Consider the following 16,795-nt stretch of genomic DNA (forward strand, 5'->3'; position numbering starts at 1 on the left):
GTCACACCCGTTCCCATACCGAACACGGAAGTTAAGCTCTTTAGCGCCGATGGTAGTTGGGGGCTTCCCCCTGTGAGAGTAGGACGTCGCTAGGCAATAGAAAAAGTCAAGGATATATTCCTTGGCTTTTTTGTTTTTCATTTTTTGTACTTTCGTAGATGTTTACCTATCTTTCGTTTTATTACGGCAGTATTAATTGTTACAATTTCGTGCATTCTTGCAGTGGTATATCGGGTATAATGAAGTACAAGTAAGGCAGACTAAAAAACATGAGCAAGCGGAAGGAAGAACAGTTTGGGAAAAAAGCAAATTTGGTATGAAGTAGAGGAAAATGAAACAATTGATCAATGTTTAGAAAGAATGCGTCAGGATGGGTATATAGCGATGGGACGGAAAGAGGAACCTATCTTTCATCTGGTGAATGGTGAACCTACGTATTTACGTCAAAAAATACAATTTAAAGCGATGTTGTGTCAAGATTCTGAATAAACACGACTTAAAACCGAACAATATTTAATACCAAAAATAAATTGTTCGCATTTTAGCATTGACGCCAGTGTGTGCAATTGTTAAAATGTGATAAGGAAAACAATTAAATCCCCATATATGCTAGAGAATTGGCTCTAGTGTCTCTACCCGGCACCGTAAATGCTGGACTATGCGGGAAAGCAACTTTTGGCATGTTACGGGAAGGTGTGTGTACAGATGTCTAAATCTGCATATTCTTTTCATAATAAGTCCTCAAGTAAGCTGCTTTCACGTGTAGTGTGGAGAGTAGCTTATTTGAGGATTTTCTTTGTTCAAAAAGTAAAGAAATGCAGTGACTATTGAATAATAGAGGCTTGCACAATAATCGATCATTTTTCTATCGTTTAAAAGGAGCGACAATTCATGAATCCGAAAATCGGTGTCATTATGGGTAGTTCAAGTGACTGGGAAACTATGAAACATGCGTGTGATATTTTAGATGAATTACAAGTACCGTACGAGAAAAAAGTAGTATCTGCACATCGTACTCCTGATTTAATGTTTGAGTACGCAGAGGCAGCACGTGAGCGAGGTATTCATGTGATTATTGCAGGTGCTGGTGGTGCGGCGCATTTACCAGGTATGGTAGCAGCTAAAACAACATTACCTGTCATTGGAGTGCCTGTACAATCTCGTGCACTTAATGGACTTGATTCACTTTTATCAATTGTACAAATGCCAGGTGGAGTACCTGTAGCAACCGTGGCAATTGGAAAAGCTGGTGCGACAAATGCAGGCTTACTTGCAGCGCAAATTTTGTCGACAACAGACGTAGAGCTTGCTAATAAACTAGATGCTAGACGCGAGGCGACGAAGCAACAAGTATTGGAAAGCACAGGTGACTTAGTGTGACGAAAATTATTTATCCTGGACAAACGATAGGAATTATCGGAGGAGGACAGCTTGGCCGTATGATGGCTCTCGCAGCTAAGGAAGCAGGCTTTAAAATAGCTGTTCTTGAACCGACAATGGATTCACCATGTGGACAGGTTGCAGATGTTCGTATTGTGGCACCTTATGATGATGAGGCCGCACTCGAGGAACTTGCCGAAGTCAGTGACGTTATTACGTATGAGTTTGAAAATATCGATTACGAAGGCTTAAAACGTTTAACTCAAATGGCTTATGTACCACAAGGAGCAGAATTAGTACGCATTACACAAGACCGTGTGACTGAGAAGGCAGCAATTGTGAAAGCTGGCTGTCCAGTAGCTCCTTATATTGTAGCAAATACATATGAGGAGTTAGTAGCTAGTATTGATCAAATCAACTACCCATGTATCGTAAAAACTGCAAGAGGTGGCTATGATGGCAAAGGGCAGCAACTTCTCAATTCAGCAGCAGATTTACCATTGGCAAAAGAGCTTTTTACTCATTCTCAATGTATTGCTGAAGGTTTTGTACCTTTTGTTAAAGAAGTATCAGTTATTGTACAACGAAACGGTGATGGCGAATTATATTGTCAGCCAGTTGGTGAAAACATTCATGTTCATCATATTTTACATGAAACAATTGTACCCGCTCGTATCCAAGAGGTGACAGCACAGGCTGCTGAACAAGAGGCTATTAAAATAGCTGATTACTTAAATCTAGTAGGAACGTTGGCAGTGGAAATGTTTGTTTTAGAAAATGGCGACATTATTATTAATGAACTAGCACCGAGACCTCATAATTCTGGTCACTATTCGATAGAGGCATGTAATATATCACAATTCCATCAGCATATCCGTGCTATTTGTGGTTGGCCACTGCGTAAACCACAACTTTGGGAGTCATCTATAATGGTGAATGTATTAGGGCAGCATGTTATGCCACTTAGTAACTCAATTGCAAAATATCCTGAATGGTCATTACATCTTTATGGGAAAGCTGAAGCTAAGGTGAACCGTAAAATGGGCCACGTAACGATTATGACAAAAGACTTAGAAGCAACACTACAACAAATCGAGAGTTCTGGCATTTGGTCAGAATAGAAGGAGATAAGCGATGATTGAACGTTACACAAGACCTGAGATGGGTGCAATTTGGACAGAACAAAATAAATACCAAGCTTGGCTAGAGGTTGAAATTTTAGCATGTGAGGCTTGGGCAGAGATTGGCGATATTCCAAAAGATGATGTGGCTAAAATTCGCGAAAATGCTTCATTTGATGTAAATCGTATTTTAGAAATTGAGAAAGAGACACGTCACGATGTAGTTGCCTTTACACGTGCTGTATCTGAAACACTAGGCGAGGAACGTAAATGGGTACACTACGGTTTAACTTCAACAGACGTTGTGGACACAGCCCTTTCTTATATAATTAAACAAGCAAATACTATTTTAAGAAAAGATATTGTGAATTTTATTGATATTATTGCCGCAAAAGCAAAAGAGCATAAGCATACCGTTATGATGGGCCGTACACATGGCGTGCACGCTGAACCAACAACATTCGGTTTAAAATTAGGTTTATGGTACGAAGAGATGAAGCGTAACCTAGAACGCTTTGATGCTGCTGCAGCTGTGATTGAAACAGGTAAGATGTCTGGCGCTGTTGGCACATATGCAAATATTGATCCACGTGTTGAACAATATGTTTGTGACAAATTAGGGCTTGCTGCATCGCCAATTTCTACGCAAACATTACAGCGTGATCGACATGCACAGTATTTAGGTGCTCTTGCATTAATTGCAACATCTATCGAAAAGTTCGCAACGGAAATACGTGGTTTGCAAAAATCTGAAACGAGAGAAGTAGAAGAAGCTTTTGCAAAAGGCCAAAAGGGTTCATCTGCTATGCCGCATAAACGTAATCCAATCGGCTCTGAGAATATGGTTGGTATGTCACGTTTAATGCGTGGTTACATGGTGACAGCTTATGAAAACGTAGCATTATGGCATGAGCGTGATATTTCACATTCATCTGCTGAGCGCGTTATTTTACCAGATGCGACAATTACATTGAACTATATGCTAAATCGCTTCGGTAACATCGTGAAAAATTTAACAGTATTCCCTGAAAACATGAAACGTAATATGGGTCGTACATTTGGTCTGATTTACTCCCAACGCATTTTATTAGCACTAATCGATAAAGGATTAGTACGTGAAGAAGCGTATGATACAGTTCAGCCATTAGCGATGCAGGCGTGGGACGAGCAAGTACAATTCCGTACGTTAGTTGATGCAAGTGAAAAAATCACTTCATACTTAACGAAGGAAGAGCTTGATGAGTGTTTCGATTACAACTACCATTTACAGCATGTAGACATGATTTTTGAACGTCTTGGACTTAACTAACCGTATTGAATTGATAGACAGTTAGTGCCACGACGGATGTTACGGATTTTGAATCTTATTGTAGATTCAAAATCCATAACATCAATACGTCGAGGCGTATTTCATAATAATCTGGGGGAATGACGAAATGACGAATGACCAACTTTTGTATGAAGGTAAAGCCAAAAAATTATATGCAACAGAAGAGCCTACTATTCTCTTAGTAGAATACAAGGATAGTGCAACTGCATTTAATGGTGAAAAAAAAGAAGAGATTGAAGGCAAAGGCGTGTTAAATAACCGCATTACTTCCTTAATTTTCGAAAAATTAAAAGCTAACGGAATTGCGTCACATTTCGTAAAACAATTGTCTGCTACGGAACAACTAGTGAAAAAGGTTGATATTATTCCAATTGAGGTTGTCGTACGTAATATTGCGGCAGGTAGCTTAGCAAAACGTCTTGGCTTTGAAGAAGGCACACCATTAAAGCGCCCAATCGTTGAATTTTATTATAAAGATGATGCGTTAGGCGATCCAATTATTACAACGGAGCATATTGATGTACTTGACTTAGCGACAGCAGATGAAGTAACAGCAATGTATGATGGTGCATTAGCCGTTAATAAAGTACTGCAACCGATTTTCGCTGATGTAGATGTCACGCTAATTGACTTCAAACTGGAATTTGGCCGTGATACAAACGGAGATGTTCTACTGGCAGATGAAATCTCACCAGATACGTGCAGACTTTGGGATACAAAAACAAAGCAAAAGTTGGACAAAGATGTCTTTCGTCGAGACCTTGGTAATTTAACTGAAGTATATACTATTATTCTTTCTAGACTCGGAGGCAAATAACAATGAAAAAAGTTAAAATTTACGTAACATTACGTGAGAGTATTCTAGATCCACAAGGTTCAGCTGTACAAGGTTCTTTAGCAAAAATGGGCTATGGTGAAGTAGAAGATTTACGTATCGGTAAATATCTTGAACTAACTGTCGGAGATTCAGCGCGTGATATAGATACTCTAGTTAAAGAAATGTGTGAAAAAGTTTTAACGAATGTAGTAATTGAGGACTACCGTTACGAAGTCGAGGAGGCTAACTAATCATGAAATTCGCAGTACTCGTATTCCCTGGGTCAAACTGTGACATCGATATGTATCATGCGATTAAAGACGAACTAGGTGAAGAAGTAGAATATGTATGGCACACAGAATCAGATTTAAGTGGCTTTGACGGTATTTTAGTACCTGGAGGTTTCTCTTACGGCGACTACTTACGTTGTGGCGCTATGGCAAACCAATCAAACATTATGGTTGAAGTTAAAAAAGCAGCAGATGCTGGTAAGCCTGTATTAGGCGTTTGTAACGGGTTCCAAATTCTTACTGAGGCAGGATTATTGCCAGGTGCTTTACTTCGCAATAAAAATCTGAAATTCATGTGTCGTACTATACAGCTGAAAGTTGAAAACAACAATACATTATTCACAAATCAATATGAGCAAGGTCAAGTAATTAATATTCCAATCGCACACGGTGAAGGCAACTACTACTGTGATGAGGAAACATTACAAAAACTAAAAGATAACAATCAAATCGTGTTCACATACTCAGGAGAAAATCCAAACGGTTCTTTAGAAGATATCGCAGGGATTATTAACGAGCGCGGCAATGTATTAGGAATGATGCCTCACCCAGAAAGAGCTGTCGATACACTAGTGGGCGGAGCAGACGGTCTAGCAGTATTTAAATCAATTGTGAAGCAGTGGAGGGAAAATCATGTCAACAACTAAGTTTGAGCCAACAGCACAGCAAATTAAAGATGAAAAGCTATACGCTGGAATGGGGATGTCAGACGAAGAATTTGCAATGGTAGAAGGTATTTTAGGCCGTTTACCAAACTGGACAGAGACTGGTCTTTTCTCAGTAATGTGGTCTGAACACTGCTCATACAAAAATTCAAAACCAGTTTTACGTAAATTCCCTACAAAAGGACCTCAAGTATTACAAGGTCCTGGTGAAGGAGCAGGTATTGTCGATATTGGTGATGAGCAAGCAGTTGTATTTAAAATGGAGTCACATAACCACCCTTCAGCAATTGAACCTTATCAAGGTGCAGCAACAGGTGTAGGCGGCATTATTCGTGACGTTTTCTCAATGGGTGCACGACCAATTGCTATGCTGAATTCACTACGCTTTGGTGAGTTGAAATCAGCACGTGGTAAGTACTTATTTGAAGAAGTTGTTGCTGGTATTGCTGGATATGGTAACTGTATCGGGATTCCAACTGTTGGGGGCGAAATTCAATTCGACCCATGCTACGAAGGAAACCCACTAGTGAACGCAATGTGTGTTGGTTTAATAGACCACAAAGATATTCAACGCGGTATTGCTGCAGGTGTAGGAAATACAGTGATGTACGTAGGTGCAAAAACTGGTCGTGATGGAATTCATGGTGCGACATTTGCATCTGAAGAATTAACTGAGGAATCAGAAAACCAACGTCCAGCTGTGCAAGTAGGGGACCCATTTATGGAAAAACTACTACTTGAAGCTTGCTTAGAAGTTGTTAAGTCTGATGCGCTAGTTGGTATTCAAGATATGGGTGCTGCAGGTCTTACTTCTTCTTCAGCAGAGATGGCTTCTAAAGCTGGCTCTGGTGTAGAAATGAACCTAGATTTAGTACCGCAACGTGAAACAGGTATGACTGCTTACGAGATGATGCTATCCGAGTCTCAAGAGCGTATGTTATTAGTTGTGAAAAAAGGTCGCGAAGATGAAATTAAAGCGATTTTCGATAAATATGATTTAGATGCAGTCGCTATTGGTGTCGTTACAGACGATAAAATGCTTCGATTACTTCACAACGGTGAAGTTGTAGCAAATGTACCAGCGGATGCACTTGCAGAAGATGCACCAGTTTACCATAAACCATCTGCTGAGCCTGCATATTATGCACAATTCCAAGGAATGGCTAACACAGAACCAGTAGTAACAGATTACAAAGAAACGTTAAACGCACTTTTAAAAGCACCGACAATTGCTTCAAAAGAATGGGTTTATGATCAATATGATTATCAAGTACGTACATCAACAGTTGTAGCACCTGGATCAGATGCTGCAGTTATCCGTGTGCGTGGTACAAACAAAGGCCTTGCAATGACTACAGACTGTAACTCTCGCTACATTTATCTTGATCCTGAAGTGGGCGGTGCCATTGCAGTAGCTGAGGCGGCTCGTAACATTGTAGCAACGGGTGGTACCCCACTTGCCATTACTGACTGCTTAAACTTCGGTAATCCAGAAAAGCCAGAGATTTTCTGGCAAATCGAAAAATCTGCTGATGGTATTTCTGCTGCTTGTACAGCATTAAATGCACCAGTAATCGGTGGGAACGTATCTCTTTATAACGAACGCTCAGGAGAAGCGGTTTACCCAACACCAACAATTGGTATGGTAGGTCTAATTGAAGATTTAGCACATGTAACAACACAAGATGTAAAAGTGGCAGGCGATGTCGTATTCGTTATTGGTGAAACAAAAACGGAATTCGGTGGCTCTGAGCTTCAAAAGCTAGTAAATAACGGTGTCATTTCAGGAAAAGCACCAGCTATCGACTTAGAGGTGGAGGCAGCCCGTCAACAAGCATTGCTGAAAGCGATTAAAGCGGGACTTGTACAATCTGCGCATGACGTAGCGGAGGGTGGACTTGCCGTAGCACTTGCAGAAACTACATTTGGAGCGCAAGGTCTTGGTATTGATGTAACGTTAACAGGTTCTGCAACAACGGCTCTATTCAGTGAAACACAGTCCCGTTTTGTTGTAACAGTGAAAGAAGAAAATGCTGCTGCATTTGTAGAAACAGTAGAAGGTGCACTAAAAATCGGTGTCGTAACGAACGATGCGCTTGTTAAAATCAACGGGGACAACGGTGTGCTTGTAGAAGGTACAGTGGAGGAATTCCGTTCTAATTGGAAAGGAGCAATCCCATGCTTGCTGAACTCAGAGGCTTAAACGAAGAATGTGGGGTGTTTGGTATTTGGGGCAACCCAAGTCCAGCACACCTTAGTTATTACGGGCTTCATGCTCTTCAACACCGTGGACAAGAAGGTGCGGGTATCGTCGTTTCTGACGGTCTTCACCTTCGCGCGGTGAAAGGCGAAGGATTAGTAAATGATGTTTTCAATGAAGAGAAATTAAAAGCAGTGGACGGCAAAGCCGCAATTGCGCATGTTCGTTATACGACTGCTGGTGGTGGCGGTATTGAAAATGTACAGCCATTACTATTTCATTCATCAACAGGTAGCCTTTCCATTGCTCATAACGGTAACTTAGTCAATGCGACACACTTAAAGCAGTATTTAGAGCGACAAGGAAGTATTTTTCACTCAAGCTCAGATACAGAAGTGTTAGCGCATCTTATTAAGAAAAGCTCGCATTCACCTTTCAGAGCAAAGGTGAAAAATGCCCTTTCATTACTAAAGGGTGCGTATTCGTTCTTAATTATGACAAAAGATGAAATGCTTGTTGCGCGTGATCCACATGGTTTACGTCCATTATCTCTTGGCAAACTAGGAGATGGATGGGTTGTTGCTTCTGAAACTTGTGCGTTTGATTTAATAGGGGCAGAGTTTGTTCGTTCTGTGGAACCAGGGGAATTATTAATCATAAACGATGAAGGTGTAAAATCAGACCGTTTTGCTAATATGGAAAATCGCGCAATGTGTGCGATGGAATATGTATACTTAGCGCGTCCTGATTCTGATATTGATGGCATTAATGTGCATATGGCACGTAAACGTATGGGGAAACAACTTGCACGTGAATGTGCACATATTGAAGCGGATGTCGTAACAGGTGTACCTGATTCAAGTATTTCTGCGGCTATTGGCTTTGCTGAAGAAAGTGGTATCCCGTATGAGTTAGGGTTAATTAAAAACCGTTATGTTGGCCGTACGTTTATTCAACCGACGCAAGAATTACGTGAACGCGGAGTGAAAATGAAGCTTTCGCCTGTAGTTCAAGTTGTGAAAGGAAAACGTGTGGTGATGGTGGATGACTCGATTGTTCGTGGTACAACATCACGTCGTATTGTCAAAATGCTAAAAGATGCAGGTGCAGCTGAGGTACATGTAGTAATTTCTTCTCCACCAATGACTGACCCTTGTTATTACGGTATTGATACTTCGACACATGAAGAGTTAATTGCTTCAAGCCATAATGTGGATGAAATACGAGATGCGATTGGTGCTGATTCACTAACATTCCTTTCAGTTGAAGGTATGGTGGAAACAATCGCACGTCCATTTGAGGACGAAAATAAAGGTCTTTGCCTAGCATGCTTTACAAGCAAATACCCGACTGAAATTTTCCCAGATACAATCTTACCGCACGAAAAAGAACTTTTACGCTAAGTGTATGTTCATCAATGAAATCTTGTCGGACTGCCCATAGATAGTTAGTCGGTGGGTATCCGCTAAGAATGGAATGACATGGAGGAAGGATTGCTATTCCTTGCTGGATGTTGAACAGGCACATATCCTCTACTATTAAAAGTAATGGATTGCTGCGTATATAATTTAAAGGAGGATCTCTGCATGTCAAAGGCATATGAACAAGCAGGTGTAAATATTGAAGCAGGCTACGAAGCTGTAAAACGAATGAAGTCTCACGTTGAACGGACGAATCGACTAGGTGTGATGGGTACGTTTGGTGGCTTTGGTGGTATGTTTGACTTGTCAGAACTAAATCTTAAAGAACCTGTTCTTATTTCAGGTACAGATGGTGTTGGCACAAAATTAAAATTAGCATTTATGGTAGACAAGCACGATACAATTGGCGTGGACTGTGTTGCTATGTGTGTAAATGATATCGTAGCGCAAGGTGCAGAACCACTTTACTTTTTAGATTATGTGGCACTTGGTAAAGCAGAGCCAGCAAAAATCGAACAAATCGTAAAAGGTGTTGCAGATGGCTGTGTGCAATCTGGTGCTGCCTTAATCGGTGGTGAGACAGCTGAAATGCCTGGTCTTTATGAAGAAGATGAATACGATTTAGCAGGATTCGCTGTAGGCGCTTGTGAAAAATCAGCCATTGTAACTGGTGACAATATTGTCGAAGGTGACGTGCTTGTTGGTTTAGCGTCAAGTGGTGTCCATTCAAACGGCTATTCATTAGTACGTAAAATCGTATTTGCAGACAACGGCTATGCAGTAGACGCAGTTGTTGATGGCTTTGAAGATTTAGGTCCAATCGGTGAAGCACTTCTAGTACCAACTAAGCTATATGCAAAACCAGTGCTTGCAGCATTAAAAGCAGCTGATGTTCATGGCTGCGCACATGTAACAGGTGGCGGCTTCTATGAAAACCTACCACGTATGATGCCAGAAGGCTTAGCAACAGAAATTGACTTAGGCTCTTGGCCAGTTCTTCGCATTTTCGAATTTTTAAAGGAAAAAGGTCAGCTTGAAGACAAGGATTTATACAATGTCTTCAATATGGGTATTGGTTTCGTGTTAGCTGTACCAGCAGCAGAAGCAGATAAAGTAATTGCTACAGCAGAAGCGAATGGTGAAAAAGCATACAAAATCGGTCGCGTTGTGAAAGGCGAGGGTGTTGTATTTAACGGCTCACATGATGGGAGCTTAGTGTAATGACTGCACCAGTTAAAATTGCCGTATTTGCATCAGGGAGCGGCAGTAATTTTCAAGCTATACAAGAAGCGATTGAACGTGGAGAACTACATGCAAAAGTTGAGCTCGTTGTAACAGATAAGCCCGCTGCATTTGTTGTGACACGTGCTCAACAATTTGGTATCCCAGTATTGGCTTTAAGTCCGAAACAATTTGCATCGAAAGTAGAGTACGAGACTGCTATTATTGAAGCTTTACGTGAATGTGGAGTGCAGTGGATTGTACTTGCAGGGTATATGCGTTTAATTAGTGAAGTGTTGTTGGCGGCATATCCACAGCGTATTGTTAATATTCACCCTTCACTTTTACCATCCTTCCCAGGAAAAGATGCGATTGGTCAAGCAATCGAGCATGGTGTTAAGGTGACGGGTGTGACGGTGCATTTTGTGGATGAAGGCATGGATACAGGGCCTATTATTGCGCAAGCTGCTGTTGCTGTGATCGAAGGCAATCGCGAGGCAACAGAAACGGCTATTCATAAAGAAGAGCATGTACTATATACAAAGGCATTACAGCAATTATTAAAGTAGATTGGTAGGTAGTTAGGTCTGGCTTATTGAACGGGAACGCGAATGACTCTCGTAAGATTCGTTCCAATCATGATGAACTCCGCTCAAGTAGAACGAGTCATTCAATTTGCACCTAACTCCGCTAAATCAAGTTGGCTAGATATTTTCGTGGCTAAACACGAGACAAATTAGGAGGATTTCGTTGTGACAAAACGTGCATTAATCAGTGTTTCCAATAAAGATGGTATTTTAGAATTTGCAAAAGAATTAGTGGCATTAGGTTATGAAATTTTATCAACTGGTGGTACAAAAAAAATGTTACAGGACAATGATGTCGCAGTAACAGCAGTGGATGAAGTAACAAAATTCCCAGAAATTTTAGATGGTCGTGTAAAAACGTTAAATCCGATGATTCACGGTGGACTATTAGGGAAATTTGATGATGCTTCACATCAAGCACAAATGAACGAGCACGGCATTGAACCAATTGAAATTGTGTGTGTTAATCTTTATCCGTTCGTTGAAACAATTTCAAAGCCTAATGTAACATGGGATGATGCCATCGAAAATATTGATATTGGTGGACCGACTATGCTACGTTCTGCTGCTAAAAACCATCAATACGTAACAGTTATTGTAGATAGCAATGACTATGCAACTGTATTAGAAGAACTGAAAGCAACTGGTGCGACAACGATTGAAACACGTCGTAAGTTAGCGGCAAAAGTTTTCCGTCACACGGCAGCTTATGATTCGTATATTTCGAATCATTTAACTGAAGAAGCATTCCCTGAAAGCTTAACGCTTACTTACGAGTTAAAACAAAATTTACGTTATGGCGAAAATCCTCATCAAAAAGCAGCATTTTATCAAAAACGTCTCGGTTCTGATTTCTCTTTAGCGTACGCAACGCAATTACATGGGAAAGAATTATCATATAATAACATCCAAGATGGGAACGCAGCACTTCAAATCGTAAAAGAGTTCGAAATGCCTGCAGCTGTTGCGGTGAAACATATGAATCCTTGTGGTGTTGGTACAGGTGTAACACTAGAAGAAGCTTTTGACAAAGCATATGCAGCAGATTCTACGTCTATTTTTGGTGGCATTATTGCATTAAATATGGAAGTAGATGCGGCAACAGCAGAAAAGCTAAGTCATATTTTCTTAGAAATTATTATTGCACCTGCTTTCTCTCAAGAAGCATTAGCCATTTTAACACAGAAGAAAAACATTCGTTTATTAACAATTCCATTTGAGCTAGCTAAAAAAGACCAATTTAACGTTGTCTCTGTTGAAGGTGGTTTACTAGTACAAGAGCCAGACAGCTACGGCTTTGCAGACGCTGACATTAAAGTAGTGACAGACAGAGAACCGACTGAGGAAGAATGGGAAGCATTACAGCTTGGATGGTCTGTAGTGAAACATGTGAAATCCAATGCAATTGTTGTAACGGATTCGCACATGACATTAGGTGTTGGTGCTGGCCAAATGAACCGCGTAGGTGCGGCGAAAATCGCCTTTGAGCAAGCGGGTGATAAGGCAAAAGGTGCATCTCTAGCATCGGATGCATTCTTCCCTATGAGTGATACTGTAGAAGCTGCGCACGCGGCAGGTATTACTGCAATAATTCAACCAGGTGGCTCTATTAAAGACCAAGATTCGATCGATAAAGCAAATGAATACGGAATTGCAATGGTATTTACAGGCGTACGTCACTTCAAGCATTAATATTGAATTTGCAATTATAAACAAATCAAAAGAAAAAAGGTCTGTCCTAATAGGGAAAATAGTATACTGGACGTGTTTCTAGTATGCTATTTTTCATATCCACGTAAAAGTCGATTAAACAGCTATTGGCAAGTGCTATGCAGTGAAAAGCGAAGTGGGCTTTGCTAGAAAGATGATAGAGTGACATATAAGACAGCCTTTACTCTTAAAGAGGAGGATTTACTAATTATGAACGTATTAGTTATAGGAAGTGGCGGTCGTGAGCATGCAATTGCCAAACAATTTAGCATTTCTCCGTCCGTCGAAAAAGTATTCGTTGCACCAGGCAACGACGGTATGCGACAAGATGTAGAGGTTGTAGCAATTGATACAATGGACTTTGCAGGTCTTGCACAATTTGCAAAAGAAAATGCAATAGATTTAACATTTGTTGGTCCAGAGCAACCACTGGCAGAAGGTATCGTAGATTTCTTTACTCAACGTGGTCTACGAGCATTTGGTCCGACAAAGGCAGCTGCGCAAATTGAAAGTAGCAAATCATATGCAAAAGATATTATGAATAAATATAATATCCCAACAGCAGCACATGCAACGTTCACAGAAGCAGCAGAAGCAATTCACTATATTCAAGCTCAGGGAGCACCCATCGTTGTAAAAGCAGATGGCTTAGCAGCTGGTAAAGGTGTTGTTGTAGCGATGACTGAAGCAGAAGCGATTGAAGCAGTGCAAGATATGATCGGTAATCAACGTTTCGGTGAGTCTTCATCTCGTGTTGTCATTGAAGAATTCCTTGATGGTGAAGAGTTCTCCTTTATGTCCTTTGTCCATAAAGGTCAAATTTATCCAATGGTTATTGCCCAAGATCATAAACGTGCATATGACGGCGATAAAGGACCAAATACAGGGGGAATGGGTGCGTATTCACCTGTACCACAAATTTCACAGGATGTAGTTGATGTAGCATATCAAACAGTCGTTGAACCTACTATTAAAGGGATGGAAGCAGATGGGGTATCATTTACGGGTATTTTATATGCAGGTCTTATTTTAACGAAGAGCGGACCTAAAGTAATTGAGTTCAATGCTCGTTTTGGTGACCCAGAAACACAGGTCGTATTACCACGTATGCAATCTGACTTCGGTGCATTTATGAGCGCATTAATGGATGAAAAACCATTTGATTTGCAATGGTCAAACGACGCTATGCTAGGTGTTGTTATTGCTGCTGAAGGCTATCCTGGTGATGTAGTAAAAGGAAATGCTTTACCGAACTTAGAAGCATTATCTGCTTCACATGCAGTCTACCATGCAGGTACGAAGCTAGTAGATGAAAAGTTTGTAGGGAATGGCGGACGAGTTTTACTAGTCGCTGCCAAAGCATCGACATTACAAGAAGCACAAGAAAAGGTTTATGCTGGTATCGCAACAGCTGAATGGGATAACTTCTTCTACCGTAAAGATATCGGCTGGCGTACATTTAAATAACAGTTTTACCTGAAGTAATTATTTTTCATAGACATATCGTTTCTCTAAAAAAGTAAGGAGCCGTCTCATGTGGATTGAGACGGCTTCTTTGACTAAGAAGGATTTTGTGCTTTATTTGTAGAATTTTTACTGTCCGAGGAATTTTGTGTTGATGTGCTGGTGTCAGAAGCATTAAAACTTGCTGTCATATCTGACGCATTTCCAGTAATAGCAGAGGAGAAATCCTTCATTAGCTTATTGATTTGTTCAGAAGACATAGGATTTTGCTCAGAAGACATAGAATTCTGTCCGGAAGACATAGAATTTTGTCCACTGAACATACTTTGCATAGAGGTGTTCATGGCACTTTCCACATTTGTGCTCAACATTGCCTTTGAAGGACAATACTTAAAAATACCTTCAGCCATTTTCATGGCACCTAATGCAATCATAAGTCGTCCTTTCATACAGCTAGGATTTCTAGATACCTTAGCGATACCGAATGCCGTCATACTTGTCCCAAGGGCAAAGCGGCAAAAGGCATTTTTATCACTTAGATTAGCTTGTTGCATCATATAATTTCCTCCTTTAGTCATAGTGGAAAAAATAAAGCGGGGTGCACTTTGCTTTATGAAAGTGCTGTGTTACGATTGAAACAAGATGATTGCATAAAGCAGCATTATTTTATCCTCTTTTAGTAGATAAAATAAAAGAGGATATAAGGCACGGATTTTGAAAGGCGTCAATTAAGAGTCCTATTCAAAATGCGAATCATCACGCAAAAGACGCAATGAAATCAAATAAGCGTTTATGCAATAGTAGTATGTGAATTCAAGTAGGAATTACACAATGAAATTTTACGCAAATTAGGAAGGAGCGATATACATGGATCCGACATGGAGAATTTCGCAATTGCGTCAACATATAGCTGTTATAGATGGCAAAAAATCGCCTAATATTGTCTTGAAAAATGCGCGTTATTTACATAGCATGTTAAAGCAATGGGTGATAGGTAATATATGGATTTCAGGAGACCGTATTATTTATGCGGGGGAAAGAATGCCTCCATTAACCGAAGGCACAGAAATTATTGATTGTACACATAAAACGATTGTTCCAGGTTATATTGAACCTCATGTTCATCCGTTCCAGTTGTACCATCCACAGTCCTTTGCTGATTTTTGTGGGCAACTAGGTACGACCACTTTTATCTCTGATAATTTAAGTTTTGTATTATCTTTAGAGAACAAGAAAGCGTTTTCAATATTAGATGAACTAAAGAAATTACCGTTCTCTTTTTATTGGTGGACGCGTTTTGACTCACAGACTGAAATGGAACAGGAAGAAGAGATTTTTTCAAATACGTCTATTTTAGAATGGTTACAACGGGATGATGTACTGTTAGGTGGCGAGCTAACTGGTTGGCCTAAATTATTGCATGGTGATGATTTAATGCTATATCGCATGCAAATGGCTAAGGCGCATGGCAAAAAAATTGAAGGCCACTTCCCTGGTGCTTCCGAACGCACTTTAGCGCGTATGAAATTACTTGGTGCAGATGGCGACCATGAAGCGATGACAGTGGAAGAAGTAGAAAGACGGATTATGCAAGGATTTGCAGTAACGCTTCGTCATTCTTCGATTCGTCCTGATTTACCGAATCTATTAAAAGGAATCGTAGAAAAACAACTACCTATTTTCGACCATTTAATGATGACAACGGATGGCTCAACACCTTCATTCCATCAAGATGGCGTAATGGATAAATGTATTCAAGTCGCTTTAGATGCAGGCGTAGCACCAATCGATGCCTACCAAATGGCATCATATAATGTAGCGCGTTATTACAATATGTCAAACTTACATGGCTTTATTGCGACTGGTCGCTTTGCCTCTCTAAATATTTTACAAGATGAATGGCATCCAGTTCCAGAAAGTGTACTGTCAAAAGGTGTATGGTTAAAACGTGATGGCGAACGAGTGCATCGCTTTAATGCAATTGATTATAAAGCAATTCCATCATTTAAATTGGATTTTTCACTAACTTCCCACGACTTCCAATTTTCAATGCCTTTTGGAATTGAATTAGTAAACGACGTTATTACAAAACCTTATAATTCGTTAATCATTAGAGAAGGACAGCTTGCAAGCCATGATGAAAGCTATTTAATGCTCATTAACCGAAGTGGTAACTGGCATGTTAATACGATGATTAAAGGATTTGCAACAAATGTTCAAGGCTTTGCATCGTCCTATTCAAACACAGGAGATATTTTGCTTATCGGGAAAAATAAAGACGATATGCTTAAAGCATTTGAAGAGATGAAGGCATTGGGTGGAGGTATTGTCCTTGTAGAAAAAGGAGAAGTAGTAGCATCCATTCCACTTACAATTGGTGGTCTTCTATATCAAGGAGATATGGAGGAGCTTACAGTAAAAGAACTTGCCTTAAAGCAAGCATTAGCAGAACGAGGCTATCGTTTAGGAGACGCCATTTATACTTTACTGTTTTTACAATCTACGCATTTACCATATATTCGAATTACACCGAAAGGAATTTTCGATGTAATGAAGAATAAATTATTATTACCTGCAGTTATGCGTTAG

Annotated in this window: 15 protein-coding genes, 1 rRNA gene and 1 riboswitch; of the genes, 15 read left to right on the plus strand and 1 reads right to left on the minus strand. The window is 40.2% G+C overall.

What is annotated here, in order from left to right; genetic code table 11:
* The 14 genes from rrf to purD all read left to right on the plus strand — a co-directional run.
* A 5S ribosomal RNA gene (gene rrf / locus ACIQ1H_RS19960) occupies positions 1–95 on the plus strand; the annotation flags it as partial.
* 199 nt (positions 96–294) lie between these two features.
* Entirely contained in the window at positions 295–489 is a 195-nt protein-coding gene (locus ACIQ1H_RS19965; RefSeq protein WP_340822203.1) for an NETI motif-containing protein, read from the plus strand.
* Between the two features lie 91 nt (positions 490–580).
* Positions 581–679: riboswitch (purine riboswitch) on the plus strand.
* Between the two features lie 212 nt (positions 680–891).
* Positions 892–1,380, plus strand: a complete 489-nt coding sequence (gene purE, locus ACIQ1H_RS19970) for a 5-(carboxyamino)imidazole ribonucleotide mutase (protein ID WP_173479660.1) — start codon at positions 892–894, stop codon at positions 1,378–1,380.
* Entirely contained in the window at positions 1,377–2,501 is a 1,125-nt protein-coding gene (gene purK, locus ACIQ1H_RS19975; protein WP_402891294.1) for a 5-(carboxyamino)imidazole ribonucleotide synthase, read from the plus strand. Before purE ends, purK begins: the two co-directional genes overlap by 4 nt.
* Before the next feature lie 13 nt (positions 2,502–2,514).
* Complete coding sequence (gene purB / locus ACIQ1H_RS19980) at positions 2,515–3,810, plus strand: adenylosuccinate lyase (RefSeq protein ID WP_402891296.1); 1,296 nt, start codon at positions 2,515–2,517, stop codon at positions 3,808–3,810.
* Between the two features lie 127 nt (positions 3,811–3,937).
* Positions 3,938–4,648 (plus strand): phosphoribosylaminoimidazolesuccinocarboxamide synthase, encoded by a 711-nt coding sequence (gene purC / locus ACIQ1H_RS19985; protein WP_402891299.1) that lies wholly within the window; start codon positions 3,938–3,940, stop codon positions 4,646–4,648.
* Between the two features lie 2 nt (positions 4,649–4,650).
* Positions 4,651–4,899 (plus strand): phosphoribosylformylglycinamidine synthase subunit PurS, encoded by a 249-nt coding sequence (gene purS / locus ACIQ1H_RS19990; protein ID WP_024364458.1) that lies wholly within the window; start codon positions 4,651–4,653, stop codon positions 4,897–4,899.
* Between the two features lie 2 nt (positions 4,900–4,901).
* Entirely contained in the window at positions 4,902–5,585 is a 684-nt protein-coding gene (gene purQ, locus ACIQ1H_RS19995) for a phosphoribosylformylglycinamidine synthase subunit PurQ (RefSeq protein WP_337980354.1), read from the plus strand.
* Positions 5,572–7,806 carry a phosphoribosylformylglycinamidine synthase subunit PurL gene (purL, locus tag ACIQ1H_RS20000; RefSeq protein WP_402891302.1) on the plus strand — a complete coding sequence of 745 codons (2,235 nt, stop codon included), beginning with the start codon at positions 5,572–5,574 and terminating at the stop codon, positions 7,804–7,806. The genes purQ and purL overlap by 14 nt, the downstream gene beginning before the upstream one ends.
* Complete coding sequence (purF, locus tag ACIQ1H_RS20005) at positions 7,782–9,206, plus strand: amidophosphoribosyltransferase (RefSeq protein WP_173479654.1); 1,425 nt, start codon at positions 7,782–7,784, stop codon at positions 9,204–9,206. Before purL ends, purF begins: the two co-directional genes overlap by 25 nt.
* A 183-nt stretch (positions 9,207–9,389) precedes the next feature.
* The gene (gene purM, locus ACIQ1H_RS20010) at positions 9,390–10,445 is read left to right on the plus strand and encodes a phosphoribosylformylglycinamidine cyclo-ligase (protein WP_402891307.1); all 1,056 of its coding nucleotides are present in this window, start codon (positions 9,390–9,392) and stop codon (positions 10,443–10,445) included.
* Positions 10,445–11,014 (plus strand): phosphoribosylglycinamide formyltransferase, encoded by a 570-nt coding sequence (gene purN, locus ACIQ1H_RS20015; protein ID WP_402891310.1) that lies wholly within the window; start codon positions 10,445–10,447, stop codon positions 11,012–11,014. Before purM ends, purN begins: the two co-directional genes overlap by 1 nt.
* Before the next feature lie 183 nt (positions 11,015–11,197).
* A complete protein-coding gene (gene purH, locus ACIQ1H_RS20020) occupies positions 11,198–12,724 on the plus strand; it encodes a bifunctional phosphoribosylaminoimidazolecarboxamide formyltransferase/IMP cyclohydrolase (RefSeq protein ID WP_402891312.1) in 1,527 nt (508 codons plus the stop codon).
* A gap of 228 nt (positions 12,725–12,952) precedes the next feature.
* Positions 12,953–14,209, plus strand: coding sequence for a phosphoribosylamine--glycine ligase (gene purD / locus ACIQ1H_RS20025; RefSeq protein ID WP_402891315.1), 1,257 nt, complete (start codon positions 12,953–12,955; stop codon positions 14,207–14,209).
* 92 nt (positions 14,210–14,301) lie between these two features.
* Here the strand turns inward: purD and ACIQ1H_RS20030 are convergent, their stop codons facing one another.
* Positions 14,302–14,763 carry a YgaP-like transmembrane domain gene (locus tag ACIQ1H_RS20030; protein ID WP_173479649.1) on the minus strand — a complete coding sequence of 154 codons (462 nt, stop codon included), beginning with the start codon at positions 14,761–14,763 and terminating at the stop codon, positions 14,302–14,304.
* 310 nt (positions 14,764–15,073) lie between these two features.
* Between ACIQ1H_RS20030 and ACIQ1H_RS20035 the strand changes: the two genes are divergently transcribed.
* The gene (locus tag ACIQ1H_RS20035; RefSeq protein ID WP_402891318.1) at positions 15,074–16,795 is read left to right on the plus strand and encodes an adenine deaminase C-terminal domain-containing protein; all 1,722 of its coding nucleotides are present in this window, start codon (positions 15,074–15,076) and stop codon (positions 16,793–16,795) included.

Source organism: Lysinibacillus sp. NPDC097279 (genome assembly GCF_044761745.1).
Lineage (GTDB): Bacteria > Bacillota > Bacilli > Bacillales_A > Planococcaceae > Lysinibacillus.

Coding starts and splice junctions, on each gene's coding strand:
- purS (WP_024364458.1), top strand. CDS start 4,651: ATGAAAAAAGTTAAAATTTACGTAACATTACGTGAGAGTATTCTAGAT.
- purD (WP_402891315.1), top strand. CDS start 12,953: ATGAACGTATTAGTTATAGGAAGTGGCGGTCGTGAGCATGCAATTGCC.
- ACIQ1H_RS20030 (WP_173479649.1), bottom strand. CDS start 14,763: ATGATGCAACAAGCTAATCTAAGTGATAAAAATGCCTTTTGCCGCTTT.
- purL (WP_402891302.1), top strand. CDS start 5,572: ATGTCAACAACTAAGTTTGAGCCAACAGCACAGCAAATTAAAGATGAA.
- purC (WP_402891299.1), top strand. CDS start 3,938: ATGACGAATGACCAACTTTTGTATGAAGGTAAAGCCAAAAAATTATAT.
- purM (WP_402891307.1), top strand. CDS start 9,390: ATGTCAAAGGCATATGAACAAGCAGGTGTAAATATTGAAGCAGGCTAC.
- purF (WP_173479654.1), top strand. CDS start 7,782: ATGCTTGCTGAACTCAGAGGCTTAAACGAAGAATGTGGGGTGTTTGGT.
- purQ (WP_337980354.1), top strand. CDS start 4,902: ATGAAATTCGCAGTACTCGTATTCCCTGGGTCAAACTGTGACATCGAT.
- ACIQ1H_RS20035 (WP_402891318.1), top strand. CDS start 15,074: ATGGATCCGACATGGAGAATTTCGCAATTGCGTCAACATATAGCTGTT.
- purN (WP_402891310.1), top strand. CDS start 10,445: ATGACTGCACCAGTTAAAATTGCCGTATTTGCATCAGGGAGCGGCAGT.
- purE (WP_173479660.1), top strand. CDS start 892: ATGAATCCGAAAATCGGTGTCATTATGGGTAGTTCAAGTGACTGGGAA.
- purB (WP_402891296.1), top strand. CDS start 2,515: ATGATTGAACGTTACACAAGACCTGAGATGGGTGCAATTTGGACAGAA.